This window comes from Bradyrhizobium sp. SZCCT0148 (genome assembly GCF_018129985.1).
Classification (GTDB): Bacteria; Pseudomonadota; Alphaproteobacteria; order Rhizobiales; family Xanthobacteraceae; genus Bradyrhizobium; species Bradyrhizobium japonicum_H.
Genome location: NZ_JAFCKT010000031.1, coordinates 1 through 16,521 on the forward strand (window position 1 = coordinate 1; position 16,521 = coordinate 16,521).

Here is a 16,521-nt window from a genome sequence, read left to right on the forward strand (position 1 = left end):
TGTCGAGCGACTGGGCGGTGAAGAAGTTGGTGGGATTGTCCAGGGCCGAGTTGACGCTCTTGCCGGTCGACAGACGGTTCTGCGTGGTGGCGAGGAGATCAGCAGTGGACTGGAGGGAGAGCAGGTTCTGACGAACCGATGCGGAGAGGACGATGCCTGACATAACTCTGTTACCTTTCTGGTAAACCGACGCTACTTTTACTCGTCTGCTTGGATCGAGAGTGACCCAGCGACCGGCGGACCGTGGCGCCGAGACCTCTAACGAAACATGAAATGAAACTCGCGCTTTCGCCGGGCCACGGCTGATTCGGCCCCGGAAACCACGCGCATCGCTGCGCCGCCGCACGCGCGCGCATCTGAAATCATTGCGCTTTTTGACGCGAACAGCGGGAATTTACAGGTCGTTAACTAGTTGCGAGCGAGAATCACCACTTCACAGGCCGCAACGAACGCTCGGTTACGAAAGCGTTGATGGAGAACAGGCAATGGCCCTCAAGGTCGAGCTCAGACCGCACGAACGCATCATCGTCGGTAACTGCGTGATTACCAATACGGACCAGCGCGCCCGCCTCCTCATCGACGGCGACAACGTGCCGATCCTGCGCGAGCGCGACATCCTCACGCCGGAGACCGCGGATTCGCCTGCCAAGCTCGTCTATCTGGCGGTCCAGCTGATGTACATCTCGCCGGATCCGCAGAGCCAGCACGGCACCTACTTCAACCTGGTCCGCGATATCGTCACCGCGGTGCCGAGCGCCTGGCCGATCATCGAGGGCATCAACAACAATATCCTGAACGGCGACCTCTACCGGGCGCTGAAGGACGCCCGCAAGCTGATCGCCTATGAAGAGAAGCTGCGCAGCCAGTTCGAGGCCACCCATCCCCTGACCGAAGCGGCCAAGGACGACGTGAGCTCAGCCGCCTGACACGCGCGTTCGCGCGCACCACGCGCCCCGCGAAACGACAACGGCCCCGGATCGCCTCCGGGGCCGTTGTCGTTTAGCTCATGCGCCAGGGCTATTGCGCCGCGAGCGGAGGTGCCTCGACCTCGATCACTCCGTCGCCGCACCGCCGGCCGCCGAACTCCAGCACGGCTCCCAGCAGCGCATCGATGTCCGCCTCCTCGGTGCGGTGATTGACGATCGCGGCGCGGATCGCAAATCTGCCGTCCAGCGTCGTGCTCGAGGGCGCCGCTATTCCGGACTCATGGATGTCGGCGACGATCTCGCGATTGACCGCATCATCGGCGTGGTAGCGGAAGCAGACGATGTTGAGGTTGACCGGCGCCAGCAATTCCAGCCGCGGCTCGGCCAGGACGCGGGCCTCCAGATATTTCGCCAGCGCGCAGCTTCGCGTGATCGTCGCACCGAGCCGGTCGATGCCGAATGTCTTCAGCGTGAACCACGTCTTCAGCGCGCGGAAGCCGCGCGACAGATCGGGGCCGAGATCGCAGGGCCAGATCGCGCCCGCCGCAAGCCCCCTCGCCTCGCGGCGCAGATAGGCCGCGGGCTGCGCAAAGGCCTGCCGATGCTGATCGCCGTCGCGCACCAGCAGGAAACCGGCGTCGTAGGGCACCTGTCCCCATTTGTGGAAGTCGAGCGCAATGGAATCCGCGAGCTCGATGCCGCCGAGCAGCGGCGCGAGCTCGGGCGAGAAGATCGCGAGCGCACCGAAAGCACCGTCGACGTGAAACCAGATGCCCTCCTCGCGGCACAGCTCCGCGATCGCCTTGAGGTCGTCGATCGCACCAACGTCCACCGTGCCGGCAGACGCGACGACCATGAACGGCTTGAAACCGACCTCGCGATCGACGGTGATCTGCGCACGCAGCGCGGCGACGTCGATGCGATGATCGGCATCGACTCCGATCCTGCGCAGCGCATCGGTGCCGAGCCCGGCGATGTCCATGGCCCTGGAGACGCAGCCATGCGCGGCCTGCGACGTATAGGCGGTCAGCACCGCGCCGTCATTGCCGATGCCGTGCTGCCGCGCCAGCGTGCCGAGCGCAGCGGTACGCGCCACCAGCACCGCCATCAAATTGGCCATCGACGTGCCCGTGACGAAGATGCCGCTCGCGCTGTCCGGAAACGCGAACAGCCGGCGCATCCAGTCGACGATCTGGCGCTCGACCTCGATCGGCATGTGGTCGCGTCCACCGAGATTGGCGTTGAGGCCGGCCGCAAGCATCTCCGCGATCATGCCGACCGCGGTGCCGCCGCCATGCACCCAGCCCATGAAGCCCGGATGGACGTTGCCGGTCGCATAGGGCGCGACATGCGCGACGAATTCGCGATAGACCTCGGCGAGCTCGCTCGCCTCGTGCGGCACGTCCGCCCTAAAGGCCGCGCGGGCCGCATCCGGAATCGGCTGCCAGACCGGGCGCGCCCGAACGTTGGCAATGCCCTCGATCGCATCGTCGAGCATGCGATGGGCGAGCGTGCGAAATTCGCTCCAGTCCTGCGGATCGAGCGAGGTGTGTGCGACGGAGCTTTGCGCGTTGCGAATGAGCTCGTTCATGTCGCACTCCCCTCGCCTGCTCTCGCGTGCCGCGCCAGCATCGCCGAGAACGCCGCGAAGATCTTGCGCATCTGCGGCGGCTTGTACGGAAACACCTCCGGCGAATCCATGTTGTGCACGACGGCGGTGTTGTCGGCTTCGAAAACCAGCAGCTCGTTGCTCTGGTTCTCGGCGCAATCGACGATGAAATAATCGAGGCCGACGCGCCGGCTCATCTCGTCGAGCGCGCGTCCGTGGCGCGCCGCGAAGGCGTGGTCGAAGTCGCGCATGAAGACCGCCTCTTCCGCTCGCTTCTCGTCGCTGAACGCCATGTTGGCGTTGAGATACCAGATGTCCCAGCGATCGGCGATCGCCATGTGGCAGGCGTAGGGCTTGCCGTCGACCATCGCGAGACGATATTTGCGGTACAGCCCGTCGGGGCTCACATAGTCGACGAAGCGCGCGACGAAGAAATCCTGCTCATTACGCTCGGCAAGATAGGCGGCGATCGCCGCGGCATCGTCGAGCTTGGCGAGCCCGACACCGGCGTGCGAGCCGCGCGGCCGCGCGATCATCGGAAAGCGCAATTCACCCGCGATGTCCCGGCATGCGATCTGTCCTCGCGAAAGGTCGGACAATTGCGCGCGCGTCGCATGAATCGTCGCGGGAATGTCGAGACCCCGCACGCCGGCCAGCAGCCGGTGCAGCTTGTCGCGATCGAGGTTGCCGATGCGATCGGGCCGATTGAGCAGTGGCCGCGGCCAATGCGGCGCGACCTTCTCGATCGAAGCCAACGCCTCACGGCATTCCTCGGAATCGGATGCGACCACGATGGCAACGTCGTGCTCGGGCAAATCCTTCGTCAGACCGACGCCCTTGACCACGTAGAGCGTCAACAGCTCAATGTCGGAGCCTTCGAGCAGAAAATCGATCGGCGTGTTGCCGCCCATATCGATGTCGGCTGCAAGCGCGAGCACGCGCAAGCCCGGCTTCGGAGCCGCGCTCGGCGTGCGGAACAATTGGTGGAAGGCCAGCACCTCCGACTGGATCGCAAGCCCCTGATCCTTGTCGCCAAGCAGCTGGGTGATCAACGACAGATCGAGCCCTTCTCCCGCCAGCGCCGTCCCCGCCGCGATCCGCGTCAGCAACTGGTCGCGCAACGGATGCAGGTCGACACCTTCGAAGGCCTGGCGCGTCAGCTGCGCGAAGCCGATGCGGTCGGCATAATTCGCTGCGGTGATGCGAAGCGGCGCGGAAACCGGATGATGCATCTCACACCTCGAACGCAGAGTTTGCCGGCACCGCCGCGACCGCGCCACGGTCGAGCAGCAGTTCGATCTTGACCAGGACATGGGCGATGCGATCGAGAATTTCCTGCACGTTGCGTTGCGCCTGCGCCATGTCGGGCGACCAGGCTTCGGTCACGAGCCGCGCGCCGACGCAGAGGCGCAGCGCGGCCTGCGGTGCCTCGTCCTGCAGCCCCAGCCGGACCGGCTGGCCGACCAGGCAGCGCCGCACGGCAACCTGCCGGTCCGCAGCGCTGCCGCCGATCGCCTCGCTCATGTCACGCGCCAGCGCCCGATGCACGGCCCCGGTCTCGGCGATCGAGACCGGCTTGCCGTCGCGCAGCAGGATGAACGGAAAGATCGTGGCTTGTGCAAATTCCTCGTCATCCGCGCCGGCGGTCCCGATCGCGGTTGGGACGGGGCGAAAAGACGGCGACAGCGCGATCATGCTGCCGATGCCAGCGGCCAGCTCGGCGAGCATCTTGGCGCGGAAAGCATCGGGTACGGCGTAGTAGCGGCCGATCTCGGCCAGCGCCGCTTCCCAGCGCAGCCATTGACCGAAGTTCGGACGGCGTTCGAAGCGCGAACGCAGCGCCGTCCAGCCCATCGGCCAATCGCAACGGCCGGCATAATCGAAAATGCCAGCCGGGATCCTCTCGACCCGGTCGAGGGACCGCGAAAGACCCTTCGGCACCAGCACCGCACCGCTGAAGGCAGGCCCGCCGAAGAATTTCGAGCCTGACATCAGCACCAGATAGCCGCGGTCGAGATAGGAGCGCAGCCGGCGGCGACCGAGCCGGGCCTGGCAGGCGTCGACGACGATCTGGACCTTGCGCGGCCAGCGCCGCGCGATCTCGTCGAGACAGGCCTCGCTTGGTGCGCGCCAGCCCAGCTTCGATGCATCCATGATCTGGAGCAGCACGGGCGCGCCTTGCGCGATCGTGGCCTCGATCGCATCCAAGACGGCGGCGTCGCTGTCCGCGCGCATCGCAATCCCGGGCCCGAGCAGCGGCAAAGCCACAGTGGTGCCGGCAAGCCCTGCGACCGCACCGTCCTTGCGAACCGCAAGGCCGCTCGCCGTCATCGAGCTGAAATGGTGCCCGCGGGCAGTATGGATCGTCCCGGTTCCGGTCTGGTCGGCGCCGACCACGATCGTCACCGGCGGCGCCCCGAGCAAGACACCCGCCAGGAACAAGGCGTGGAGCTGGGAGTCCGTGCCGGAGGGCGAGAACACGATGTCGACGCGCGCAGCGAGCTTGAGATGGTCGCGCAGTTCGTCCCGCATGTCCTCGCAGCGCGCATCGAACGCGATCTCGACCTCGTCGAACAGGCATTTGTGCATCAGCTCTTCGCGCGCCAGCGCCGCACGGTCGTAAGCCGCTTGCGAGATCGTCGATGCGGTCGAGGAGGCGAAATTCCAGATCTCCGGCTCCGGCGATGCCGAACAGCCATAGCCGTTGACGCGATCCCGGACGTCGAGCGCCAGCCGCGGATCGCCGCCGGAGACGAGCAGCGTGTCCAATGGCGTGAAGAGATCGCGCAGGCGATAACGCGAGCCGCCGTCGCGGACGGGCTCCAGACCTGACAGACGGGATGCGCCGGCGCTCATCCCGGAAGGCTCACGCCGCATCGGCCGCAGCCGCCGGCGCGAATTGCGAGGCGATGTCGCCGTGGAACACCGACGGCCCGACGTGATCGAGCGAGCTCTGGATGTCGGCCCAGATCTCGCCGCCGATGCCGGTCCAGCGCTTGCAGAAGGCGAAGTCCTCGGAAAGATATGTGCCGGTCGCGGGGTCGATCATGCATTCGAACAGCGCAAACCGGTTCTGGCTCGCCGCCAGCGTGTCGTGCGAATGCTCGCGGAAGAACTGCAGGGCCGCATGGTCCGGATGGCGGCACATCGCCTCCAGCGCCTGGCGCCGGATCATCAGGAAGCCGGTGCCGGCATAGCGCACGCGGGTGAAGCCGTTGACCACGACGATGCGGTCGGGGTCCTCGATCTCGAGCACGTAATCGAGCGAGGCGGCCGGCACGTCGGTGCGGCCGGACTGGATTGCCCGCGCGGCCTTGTCCCAGTTGATCCGCTTGATCGGATAGCAGCCGGCGACGACGTCCGCCCCGCATTCGATCAGCCTGAACACCTGCTCCGGCTTGAAGCCGATATCGGCGTCGATGAACAGGAAATGCGTCGCCCTGGGATCGTCCAGGAACATCGCGACCAAATTGGCCCGCGCGCGGGTGATCAGCGCGTCGCCGTCGCGCAGCAGCACCTTGAGCTCGAGGTTGGACATGCCGTGCACGGCCCGCTGCAGCGCGAAGATCGAGCTCGCATAGATGCTCGAGACCTGGCCGCCGAAGCACGGCGTTGCCACCACCAATTGCATCTTGTCCGACATCGACGGCTCCGCCCCGCTCCAATCCTCACCAAGAGGTAAAGAGGCATGGTTAACGGCGCCTTAACGCGTCGTTACAGGAACTTGACGAGCGAGAGCTGCGCCAGGTTCGAGGTCACCTGGTAGGACGCCTGCAGCGCGTTCTGGAGCGCCAGCAGCTGGCTCGCGACCTGGTCGGGCGAGGCCGATTCCGCCTGGTCGATGATGCTCTGGAGCTGCGCCTTGGCCTGGGTCTGGCGCGTGCTCGCATCCTTCATCGTGTTCTGGGCCATCGCGATGTCGGTCTGGATGTCCTCGATGCGCTGCTGGCCGGGCTGCTGGGTCAGCGCCTGGGTGGTGCGCAGGCTCAGCGCGGCGACCTGCCCGCCGGAATACTGCCCGGTCGGCGAGGTGGAGAACGTCCCGAACACCGCGGTCGCCTGCAGCAGGCCTCGGATCGCGTCCTCGTTTGCCTGGGCGCCGTACTGCACCGAGACGGAATCGTCGACCCGCGCCATCGCGGTCGAACGCGGCGAGCCGGGCCCGTCATTGCCGAGGTACCATTTCACCGTGTTGGCCGAGCCGTTGACCAGCGTCGTCGCCGAGCTCGCGGGCGAGGAGCCGACGCGCAGCGGCGGCTGGGTCGCGGTCACCGGCGTCGCGCTGAAGCCGAGCGAACCGAGCGCGCCGGTATTCGAACTCGTGATGTTCAAACTCGCCGCATCGTCTGTGTTGATCGTGATCGATCCGCCATGGACCGTCGAGGGCTTCGATGTCCCCGTGATCTGGTCGATCTTGCCGAGCAGATTCTGGATGCTGTCGGTGACGTTGAGCTGGTTGCCGGTCGCGCCCGACGCAACGAACGTCAGTGTGGTGCCGTTGACGGTGATGGTGTCGCCCGCAACGAAGCCCGGCGAGATCGAGTCCGAGGGGCTCGCGCCCGACAGCGCCGTTGCGCCGCTGATCGGCGCGGGCGTCGCCGCCTGGTTGGTCTTGGCCGTGCCGATCGCCGAGCTTGCCGTGTTGAAGAAATTGTCGCCGGCGACGACTGCGGATGCCGCGACCAGCGAGGTGTTAGCGAGTTTCGTGATTGCGGTGTTCAGCGCGGTGTTGAGGCTGTTGGCGGTGTTGGTCGGATTGACGGGGGTGCTGGCGTCGATCGCAAAGCTGCCGAGCGGCGTCGGCGTGGCCGTCGACGCCGTCAGGTCGATCTGCTCGGTCGAGCCGTCCGGCAGCGTGAACTGCACGCTCAGCTTGTCGCCATTGTTCGGATTGACGCCGTTGAGATCGACCGAAAACGACACCGGCGAGCCGCTCGGGCCGGTGATGGTCGCGCCCGTCAGGGTCGAGGACACCGCCTTGAGCTTGAGCCCGAACGGCGATCCGGCGGCGTCTTCCGCCACCTGGATCGAGCTCGGCGTCGGCTGCGTCTGCACCAGGCGACCCATGCCGTTGGCGCCGAGATCGGCGGCCTGGCGCTCCGCCATCACGGTCTTGAACCCCGCCTGCGTCGTGGTGCCGTTGATGATGTCGCCGGCATTCGCGACCGACTGCGTGCTGACGGCGGTTCCGGAGAACAGATAGCGGTTGCCGGTCTGCGTGTTGAGCACGCCGACCATCGAGCCGAACTGGGCTGCGGCGGTGTTCTGCGCGATGGTCTGGCCGTTGACGTTGAGATCCTGCGCGGTATTGGCCGCGCCCGTCTGCACCGTGCTGCGAATCTTGGTCAGCGACTGCAACGCGGTGTTGGCGAGGTTGATGCTGACATTGACGTTGGTGATTGTGTCGGTATAGGCGGCGATGTTGGAGAGCTGCGCGCGCCCGGCGATCGCAAAGCCCTCGTTGGTGCCCATCCCGGAATAGTTCTGCGACAGCTTGCCGGTCGAGAGCTGCGTCGACAGGTCCGTGAGCTGCTGATTGATATTGCGGATCTGCGAGCCGAGGATCGACGAGGAATAGTTGATGCTGCTGATCGACATGTTTCAGAGCCCTGTTACTTGTTACCCTTGAGCCTGGAGCAACGTATTCATCATGCTCTGCACCACCGACATGACGTGAGCGTTGGCGGCGTAGGCGTTCTGGAGCTGGATCAGGTTCGACATCTCCGAGTCCAGGTTGACGCTGGAGGTCGAGTTGAACTTGGCCTGCAGCGTCGAGACCACGACGCTCTGGCCCTGCTGCAACTGGGTGGCCTGGGTGGCGGAATTGGCCTGGACACTGAGGAATTGCTGCAGGTAGTTCGAGACGCTGCCGGTGAAGGGCTGGCTCGGCGAGCCGAGGCCGCTCGATGGCGAATAGGAGAACACCGCCGAGGTGAGCTGCGAGTAGAGATAGTCCGAACGCGCGGTGTCACCCGCGGGCGTCACCGGCGAGGTGTTGTACACCGACATCCGGGTCGGATCGGCGACCAGTTGCGTGTTCACCGCGATGCGTCCGGCAAGGCCGGTCATCTGAGAGCCCGAGCCGGTGATCGCGCCGGTGTAGAGCGCCTGTCCGCCGTCGGTGAACAGCGGCAGCTGGGGATTGCCCGAGGTCAGCGACGTGATGGTCTTGGAGATCGAGGACGAATTGACCTTGGCGAGGCCGCTGTTGTCGTCGGTGATCCGCAGCGTCGTCGCGGTCGCCGGCGACGGGGCGGCGGAGAATGTCAGGTGCGACGTAGGGAGCGCCGTGTTGAGGGCCGCGGCGATCGCGCCCATGCCGCCGGAGAAATTCACGCCGATCCGCATCGGGTTGGCGTTGGTCGCATTTTGCAGCGGCAGCGCCGTCGGATCGGTGACGTTGACCAGCGTGACCTGGCGCTGGGTATTGGTCGCCGTGTCGGTGTAGGTGAAAGTTGCGGTGTTGCCCGGCTGCGCACCGGCAAGGTCGATGTCGAAGCCGGCCGGTGGACCCGACACCGTGGTGCCGGCCGTGGTCTTGTCCGACAGTGCGCTCGCCATCGTGGCGGCGAGCTGATCGATCTGGTCCTGCGCCTGCACCAGCGTCTGGTCGCGCAGCTTCAGATCGGCCGCGATCTGGCCCGAGGAGACCACGCTGTTGGCGACGACGTCGACCTTCGAGCCGTTCGGCAGCACGATGTTGAGCGCGCCGACCCCGGACTTGGCCGGATCGATGTTGTAGAGCGACGTCGCCGACAGCGCGCCGGCCGAGGTAAAGGTGAATTGCGAGGCGAGCCCCGCGCCGACGAGCTGGATGCCCGTCGTGGTGTAGATATTGGCCTGGTTCGAACCGTCGGTGGTGACGCGGACGTCGACATATTTCGACAGCGTGTTGATGGCCTGGTCGCGCTGGTCCATCAGCGTCGCGGCCGAGGGGTCGTTGGCCGACAGGCCCTGCAGCTTGGTGTTGATGTCGGCGACCTGCTGCATGGCGACGTTGGCGGCTTGCGCCGAATTGCCGAGATCCTGCTCGACGTTGGAGCGCAGCGACTGGATGCCCTTGGCGGTGACGTTGAGCTGGGTCGCCAGCGCCTGCGCCGCGCCGAGCGCAACGGTTTGCGCCGACGAGGCGCCCGAGCTGGTCGACAGCGCCTGCAGCGCCGTGGTGAACTTGTTCAGCGCGGTTTCGAGCGTGCCGCTGTTGCCGGGCGTGCCATAGACATTCTGAAGCTGCTTCAGGATGCTGGCCATCTGGTCGGCGTAGCCGCTGCCGCCGGTCTCGGTGCGCAGCTGGTTCAGGACATAGGTGTCGAGCTCCCGGCTGACGCCGGTCGTCATCGCCGTCGAGCCGAAATCGCCGGTGGTGACCTCGATCTGGTTCGGGGTCTGGACGACGTAACCCGGCGTCTGCGAATTCGCGACGTTCGAGGAGACGATCGAGAGCGCGGCCTGGTTGGCACGCAGACCGCTCATCGCACTGGCGAGGGCTGAACTCAAACCCATGTTGACTGGCCGCCTTTGGTTACGTTACGCGCCGATCAGCGCAACACGTTCAAGAGGTCCTGCACCATCGAATTCGCGGTCGTGATCACCTTGGTGTTGGCCGAGTAGGCCTGCTGGGTCACGATCAACTTGGTGAATTCGTCGGCGATGTCGGTGTTCGAACCCTCCAGCGACGAGCCGCTGATGGTGCCCGAAGCGCCATCGATGGCAGGTCCCGACTGTTCGGTTGCGGCATAGGCACCGCCGTCAAGCGCCTTCAGATAGTTGGTGCCGTTGAAATGCGACAACTGAACCTGAGCGAGGTTGAGGTTCTGGCCGTTCGAGAAGGTGCCGACCACGATGCCGCTGTTGTTGACGGCGACCGAGCGGAGCTGACCGGCGGCATAACCGTTCTGGGTGATCGTGTTGATGGTCACCGCACCGCTGGTGCTGGCATATTGCGTCAGTCCGCCCGTGGAGATGTTGAAGGCAACCGAGCCGAGCGACTGGCCGCTGACGCTGACATTGTTGATGGTGATGCCCGAGCCGCTCGGCGAGGTCAGCGAGCCGTCGGCGGCGAAGGTGAAGGTCTGGCCGGTATTGACCCAGCCGACGGTCGTGCCGGTCGCGTTCGGATCGGTCTGGTAAAACAGGTTCCAGCTATCCGAATGACCCGCGCCGAGCGAGGCGCTGTCGGTCTTGGCCCAACGCAATTGCAGGTTCACTGGCGTGCCCGCGGCGTTGTAGGCGGTCACCGCACCACCGCTGATCGATTCCTTGGTGAAGGTGGAAATGTCGTTGCCGATCACACCGCCGGTGCCGGCGGTGCCGCCGCCGTCGCGGTTCTTGGTGATGGTCGAGGTGAAGCCGAGCGCGGCGAAGGCCGCACTGTTCGAGCTGGACACCGACAGGTTGGAGACGGTGCCGGTGTTCAGCGTGATGACGCCGCCGCTGCTGACCGACGACCCCGAGGCGCCTGCGAGGGCATCGATCTTGCCGAGCAGGGTCGTGATGTTGTCCGTGATGTTGATCTGGTTCGCACCCGAGGCACCCGAGGCCATGAAGGTCAGCGTCTGACCGTCAACCGTGATTGTGTCGCCGGCGGCGAAGCCGGAGGAGAGCACCTGGGCGCCGCCGGCGGTCGCGCTGCCGCTCAGCACCGTTGCACCCGAGATCGCAGGCGAGGACAGCACGTTGCCGCCGCGGGTCACGCTGCTGATGCCGAGCGCGGTGGCGGCCGTGCCGCTGCCGACAGCCACGTCGGTGCCGGTGCCGCTGGAGATCACGATGTTGCCGCTGGCGGACAGCGTGGCGGTGACGCCAGCGCCGCCGGCGGTCTGAATCGCGTTCAGGATGCTGGCCACCGTGGCCGTCGTGCCCGCGCCGAGACCGATCGTGGTGTTGCTACCGACGGTCGAGACCGTCGTGCCGCCGTTGAACGTGACGGTGTTGCCGTTGATCGTCAGCGTCTGGCCGCTCAGTGCGGTGAGGATGCTGGACGCGAGATGCGTGCCGACCGCATTGTCGAGCGACGTGGTGGTCGAGGCCACTGCGGACGAATTGTTCTGCAGTGCGACCGTGCCCGTGGCCGTCGTCGACGAGTAGGGCGAGCGGATGTTGCCGGTTGCAGCCGCGCCAGACACCAGCGCGTTGGCATAGGGCGCCGGCGGCGTGCCGACCGGCAACGGGTTGGCGGAGAAATCGGACGGGTTCAGACCGCCGGCCGCCAGCAGCGTGCCGGTCGATGCGGTCGTCTTCGCCACCGTGTTCGGCTGGGTCGGCAGGTTCGCGGCGTACTGGATCGAGGTGGTCGCCTGCGCCGGAATGAAGTTGTTCTGGAATTGCAGGACGTTTGCCACGCTGCCGGTCGGGTTGCCGGTCTTGGGGTCGACCGTGACGCCCATCAGATAGTAGCCGGCGCCGTTGACCAGATTGCCGTTGGCATTGAGCTGGAAGTCGCCACGCCGCGTGTAATAGGTGACCCCGGTGAAGACAGGCACGTTGTCGACGACGCCGCTCGCCTTCTGGATCGAGAAGAAGCCGTCGCCGGTGATCGCCATGTTGGTGGCGACGGTGGAGCCCGAGATCGTGCCCTGGGTGGTGATGGTGGCCTTGGCGTTGGCGGTCACGCCGCCCGCGACCTGCTTGCTCGGAACCGAGGAGTCGGGGATGAGGTCGACGAAGCTGGTGCCGATGCCCTTGTAACCGGTGGTGGATGAGTTCGCGATGTTGCCGGAAATGTTCTGCAGCGCGTAGGACTGCGCCTGCAGGCCACCCACCGAGGTGTTCATTGCATCGAAGATACCCATAACTTTGTCTCCAAATCCGATCTCGGCGGCCGGTCGACCAGGGCCGCAGTCGGAGGAGACAGTCGCAAAGGCTATGCCAATGCAGGTATCTTCAGGAATTCAATCACTTAACAAAAAGGCCCCGGTCCGATGACCGGGGCACATTTGCCGGGACCGGCAACAATTGCCGGGACACATAGTCGCTTTCGGCGGTGAAGAACCTACGTTGCCGACGCCGCCGCCGGGTGGAAAACCAGCCCGAAACCGTCGATGCAGTAGCGCAGTCCGGTCGGCTTCGGGCCGTCGTCGAAGACGTGTCCGAGATGGCCGCCGCAGCGCCGGCAATGCACCTCGGTGCGGAGCATGCCGTAGGTACGGTCCTCGGTCTTGCCGACATTGCCCTCGATCGGCTGGTAGAAGCTCGGCCAGCCGGTGCCGCTCTCGAATTTGGTCTCTGAGGCGAACAGCGGCAGGTCGCAGCCGGCGCAGGCGAAGGTGCCCTTGCGGTGCTCTTTCAGCAGCGGGCTGGAGCCCGGCCGCTCGGTGCCGTGGTTGCGCAGGATCTCATATTGCTGCGGCGTGAGCTGGGCGCGCCATTCGGCCTCGGTCTTCGTAATCTCGAACTTTTCCGCGGCTTTCTCGCCGGCTACGGCGGGCGTTCCTCTCAGCCAGCGGAAGGCTCCAAGCCCGAACAGGCCGGCGGCAGTCGTCAACAGGATGCGGCGGTCAAACATCTCATTCTCCGTGCGGGACGAGTCCACGCCCTGAGATACGGGGTCTAACGGCAAATGTTACACGTCCAGGCGGAATTTCTCTCAACTTATTGGGAGGCAGCGCCATCATGCGACGCCGGTTCCGCGACCTGATGTCCCTCTCGGGATGCGGGTTTCGGCGGTAGGGCCGGCCGCGACCTGACGCCGGGCGGAGGACGGCGCGGACCCGTGCCGGCGGCCCGATTGGCTTCGGCGAGACGGGCCTCGCGCTGGCGGTCCTTGACCCTGGCGCGTTCCCGGTAGCGGGCGAGCGAGCCTGCGGCGGCGGAACTCGCCCTACCCCAGATCCCGACAATTTGGCCTGCGACCCGCCCGGTTGCGCCGCCGGCCCAGACCAGTTCGAACGGCGAGAACAGCTTCCAGCGCTCGTCGCCCCACAGGATGCTGCGCGCGATCATCTGCCCGGCCATGGCGGAGGTGTTCATGCCCTGACGGCCGAACCCGCTCGCCACCCACAGGCCTTTGCGCAACTGGCCGATCTGCGGCATGCCGTGCACGGTCTGGCCGGTGACGCCGCCGAACATCTCGGTGACCTCGACATTGCCGAGCGCGGGAAAGATCGTGCGGATCCGGCGCTTGACGCTGCCCGCAAAGCGCTGCGGACGCGCAGCCCAGGTGGTCTCCGGGCTCTCCCACATCAGCCGGTCGCCGTCGACGATGCGGAAATGGTCGACACCGTCGGAATCCATCACCGATCCCTTGAAGGCGATGACCTCGTGCACGCGCTCGCCGAGCGGCGCGGTGATGCCGGCATAGCGCCAGACCGGCAGCAGCGTCTCCGACAGCCGCCGCAACGGTGCACCGAGATGGATGTTGCCCGCGAGCACGATGTGGCTGGCACGCAGCCGTGCCGAGGGCGTGACGATGCGCTTGCGGATGCCGGAATGATCGATGCTGACGACCGGCGTGTCCTCGAAGATGCGGGCGCCGGCCCGCCGCGCCAGCGCGGCAAGGCCGTGTACGTATTTGCGGCCGTCGACCTGGAACGCTTTCGGATAATAGACGCCGTGGAAATAGCGATCGGTCTTGAGCACCTCCCGGACGCGATCGACCTGCCAGCCCTCGACCTCGGTGTCGAAATCCTCGTTCAGCATCTGCAACCGGCTGATCAGGCGGTCGCCGGCATCGACGTTGGAGACCTCCAGCACGCCATCGCTCGGAGATATCCCCGGCATGTTCGCTTCCGTGGCGTTGGCCCGGACGAACTCGGCGCCCTCCTTCGACAGCGTCCACAATTCGCGCGCGTCCTCGAAGCCGATGCGCTCGATCAGGTCGGTGAGCGGCAGCGCAAAGCCCGGCATCACGGTGCCGAGCTGGCTGCCGGAGGCGTTCCAGCCGATATGGCGGCCCTCGAGCACCGCGACACTGGCCCCGAGCCGGGCCGCCTCCAGCGCGATGGAGAGCCCGGCAAGCCCGGCCCCGATGACGCAGATGTCGGCGTCGAGATCGAACGACAGCCGCGCACGGTCGCGAAAGCCGGCTTCTTCCTGGGACACGCTTGTGAAAGTCTCGCTCATGTCGTTTCTTAGAGCATGATCCGGAAAAGTGTGCAGCGGTTTTCCGAAAAGATCATGCTCGAAATAACAACCTTAAGCGCGATGACGATTCGTTCTAGTCTCGTCGCGCTTGATACCGACCGGGCCCCTGTCACCTTGTCCTCAACCGGCGCCTGTAGATTAGTCTGGACGTGGAACGATTCGAGAATGCCATGCGCCGTTTGATGTTGCTGCGTCACGCCAAGACCGAGACCGACGCGCCAAGCGGCCGTGACCAGGATCGCCGCCTCGACGACCGCGGCCATAAGGATGCCGCCCGGATCGGCGACTGGATCGCCACCCATCCCCCCTTCCCCGATGCCGTGCTGGTGTCGCACGCCGTGCGGGCCCGGCAGACCTGGGACACCGCCTGGGAGGCGATGAAGGACCGCGTCCCGACACCGCAGGTCGAGATCCTGCCGGAACTCTATGGCGCCGATCCCGCGCAGATCCTGGATTCCATTCGCACCGCAACCGCCCCGGCCGACCCGAAGCAGCTGCTGCTGGTCGCCCACAATCCCGGCATGCACGAAGCGGCCTTGATGCTGATGGGCGGCGGCGATCCCGATGGCGCCAGGGCGCTCGCCGACAATCTGCCCACCGCGGGGCTTGCGATCTTCGACTTTGACGTCAAGGATTGGGGTGACGTGGCCTACCGCCGCGGCAAGCTGGTGCTGTTCACCAGCCCCAAGCTGCTAAGATAGGCTGCCACGATCGGGATGAGACGAGCGGGCGCCGTCTCGACCGGTCGATCCAGTTCGATCCGGGGCAATGCAGATTTGGAGGCGCAGATGTTCAAGTCCATCCTCGTGCCCATCGACCTCGCCGATACCGACCTCGCCAAGCCGGCGATCGCCACCGCGGCGACGCTGTCGCAGACCTGGAGCGCAGCCGTGCGGCTGCTCAACGTGCTGCCGATGACGCCGGTGATGCTGGCCGAGTACGTGCCGGCCGATTTCGACGAGCAGCAGCGCCAGACCTCGGAAGAGGCACTTGCCATCGTCGCGCGCGAATCCGGCATCGATCCGAGCCGCATCTCCAGCGTGGTCCGCCAGGGCGGCATCTACCACGAGATCCTGGAGGAAGCCGTGCACATGAAGGCCGATCTGATCGTGATGACCTCGCACCGGCCGGCAATGCGCACCTATTTCCTCGGCTCCAACGCCGGCCATGTGGTGCGCTACGCCAAGTGCTCGGTGTTGGTGGTAAGGCACTGAAGAGCGCAGCGGGTCGGCAATTCGTAGCCCGTGTGAGCGAAGCGACACCCGTTACCGCTCGCGGTGAGAACCCCCGGATATCGCTTCGCTCATCTGGGCTACCAGAGCTTGCGTTGCCCGACGGGCAAAACACCCAAGATGGCGGTCAACGCATGTCGCAAAATATATTCCACTTTACCGAATTTCGGAAACGGCGTATGTGTCGCCTCAACCCGGCCCAAGGAAGAGGGGCGTATCGCGATCGTCACGAACGCGGGCCGGGCGGCGGTGGACGCAGATCGCATCGGCGCGAAGGGTTTTGCAGGGCGGGCAACCGTGAGCAAGGCGCCTCGCGCACACGACCGGTGCGATCGGCGTACGGCAAAATCGTGTGGTCCTGGCGCCCGGGGTCTGTGCGCCAAGTCTTGTGGTGATGTATCTTGCTCAACCGGGCAAGCGCATCAGACATCCGCAAGGCGACGGGGGCAATAGTGCAACGCTCCCCGGGGAGATCACGACATAAGCCGTAAAGCCACTGCGCAGGGAAGGCCGGGCTGTCCTGGCTCCACCTGTATGCCGCTGTGCAGCTTGTTATGACGCAGGATTCGCACAGTGGACCGCGGGTGCCAGCCGGCGCCCGGTCTTCCCTGCGCCCTCTTTCAATCGAGGGCGAAGCGACGAAGCAAAGCTCGGGCGAAATGCGCCGCGAGGA

13 protein-coding genes are annotated in these 16,521 nt (G+C 65.7%); 3 read left to right on the forward strand and 10 right to left on the reverse strand.

Annotated elements, in window-relative coordinates; all coding sequences use genetic code 11:
• On the reverse strand, positions 1 to 163 hold a 163-nt coding region (locus tag JQ580_RS34055; protein ID WP_479683941.1), incomplete at its 3' end, for a flagellin N-terminal helical domain-containing protein.
• A 322-nt stretch (positions 164 to 485) separates the two neighbouring features.
• Here JQ580_RS34055 and flbT point away from each other — a divergent pair.
• On the forward strand, positions 486 to 926 hold the full coding sequence (flbT, locus tag JQ580_RS33280) for a flagellar biosynthesis repressor FlbT (protein WP_094972350.1): 441 nt from the start codon (positions 486 to 488) through the stop codon (positions 924 to 926).
• Between the two features lie 91 nt (positions 927 to 1,017).
• Here the strand turns inward: flbT and JQ580_RS33285 are convergent, their stop codons facing one another.
• From JQ580_RS33285 to JQ580_RS33325, 9 genes are all read right to left on the reverse strand, one after another.
• Positions 1,018 to 2,517, reverse strand: a complete 1,500-nt coding sequence (locus tag JQ580_RS33285; protein ID WP_212285533.1) for a pyridoxal phosphate-dependent decarboxylase family protein — start codon at positions 2,515 to 2,517, stop codon at positions 1,018 to 1,020.
• Positions 2,514 to 3,767: an ATP-grasp domain-containing protein gene (locus JQ580_RS33290; protein WP_212285535.1), complete on the reverse strand. Its 1,254-nt coding sequence runs from the start codon at positions 3,765 to 3,767 to the stop codon at positions 2,514 to 2,516. Before JQ580_RS33290 ends, JQ580_RS33285 begins: the two co-directional genes overlap by 4 nt.
• 1 nt (position 3,768) lies before the next feature.
• Positions 3,769 to 5,412: a hypothetical protein gene (locus JQ580_RS33295; protein WP_212285537.1), complete on the reverse strand. Its 1,644-nt coding sequence runs from the start codon at positions 5,410 to 5,412 to the stop codon at positions 3,769 to 3,771.
• Positions 5,402 to 6,178 carry a methylenetetrahydrofolate reductase gene (locus JQ580_RS33300; protein WP_212285539.1) on the reverse strand — a complete coding sequence of 259 codons (777 nt, stop codon included), beginning with the start codon at positions 6,176 to 6,178 and terminating at the stop codon, positions 5,402 to 5,404. The genes JQ580_RS33295 and JQ580_RS33300 overlap by 11 nt, the downstream gene beginning before the upstream one ends.
• A gap of 71 nt (positions 6,179 to 6,249) precedes the next feature.
• Positions 6,250 to 8,133 (reverse strand): flagellar protein, encoded by a 1,884-nt coding sequence (locus tag JQ580_RS33305; protein ID WP_212285541.1) that lies wholly within the window; start codon positions 8,131 to 8,133, stop codon positions 6,250 to 6,252.
• A 21-nt stretch (positions 8,134 to 8,154) separates the two neighbouring features.
• Positions 8,155 to 10,038: a flagellar hook-associated protein FlgK gene (flgK, locus tag JQ580_RS33310; RefSeq protein ID WP_212285543.1), complete on the reverse strand. Its 1,884-nt coding sequence runs from the start codon at positions 10,036 to 10,038 to the stop codon at positions 8,155 to 8,157.
• 35 nt (positions 10,039 to 10,073) lie between these two features.
• Positions 10,074 to 12,326 carry a flagellar hook-basal body complex protein gene (locus JQ580_RS33315; protein WP_212285545.1) on the reverse strand — a complete coding sequence of 751 codons (2,253 nt, stop codon included), beginning with the start codon at positions 12,324 to 12,326 and terminating at the stop codon, positions 10,074 to 10,076.
• A gap of 200 nt (positions 12,327 to 12,526) precedes the next feature.
• Positions 12,527 to 13,039, reverse strand: coding sequence for a peptide-methionine (R)-S-oxide reductase MsrB (gene msrB / locus JQ580_RS33320; RefSeq protein WP_212285547.1), 513 nt, complete (start codon positions 13,037 to 13,039; stop codon positions 12,527 to 12,529).
• An 86-nt stretch (positions 13,040 to 13,125) separates the two neighbouring features.
• Positions 13,126 to 14,595, reverse strand: coding sequence for an NAD(P)/FAD-dependent oxidoreductase (locus JQ580_RS33325; protein WP_212285549.1), 1,470 nt, complete (start codon positions 14,593 to 14,595; stop codon positions 13,126 to 13,128).
• Between the two features lie 191 nt (positions 14,596 to 14,786).
• Between JQ580_RS33325 and JQ580_RS33330 the strand changes: the two genes are divergently transcribed.
• Both JQ580_RS33330 and JQ580_RS33335 read left to right on the forward strand, forming a co-directional pair.
• Positions 14,787 to 15,317, forward strand: a complete 531-nt coding sequence (locus JQ580_RS33330; protein ID WP_212285551.1) for a SixA phosphatase family protein — start codon at positions 14,787 to 14,789, stop codon at positions 15,315 to 15,317.
• Between the two features lie 87 nt (positions 15,318 to 15,404).
• Positions 15,405 to 15,830: a universal stress protein gene (locus JQ580_RS33335; RefSeq protein ID WP_212285553.1), complete on the forward strand. Its 426-nt coding sequence runs from the start codon at positions 15,405 to 15,407 to the stop codon at positions 15,828 to 15,830.
• The last annotated feature ends 691 nt before the right edge of the window (positions 15,831 to 16,521 follow it).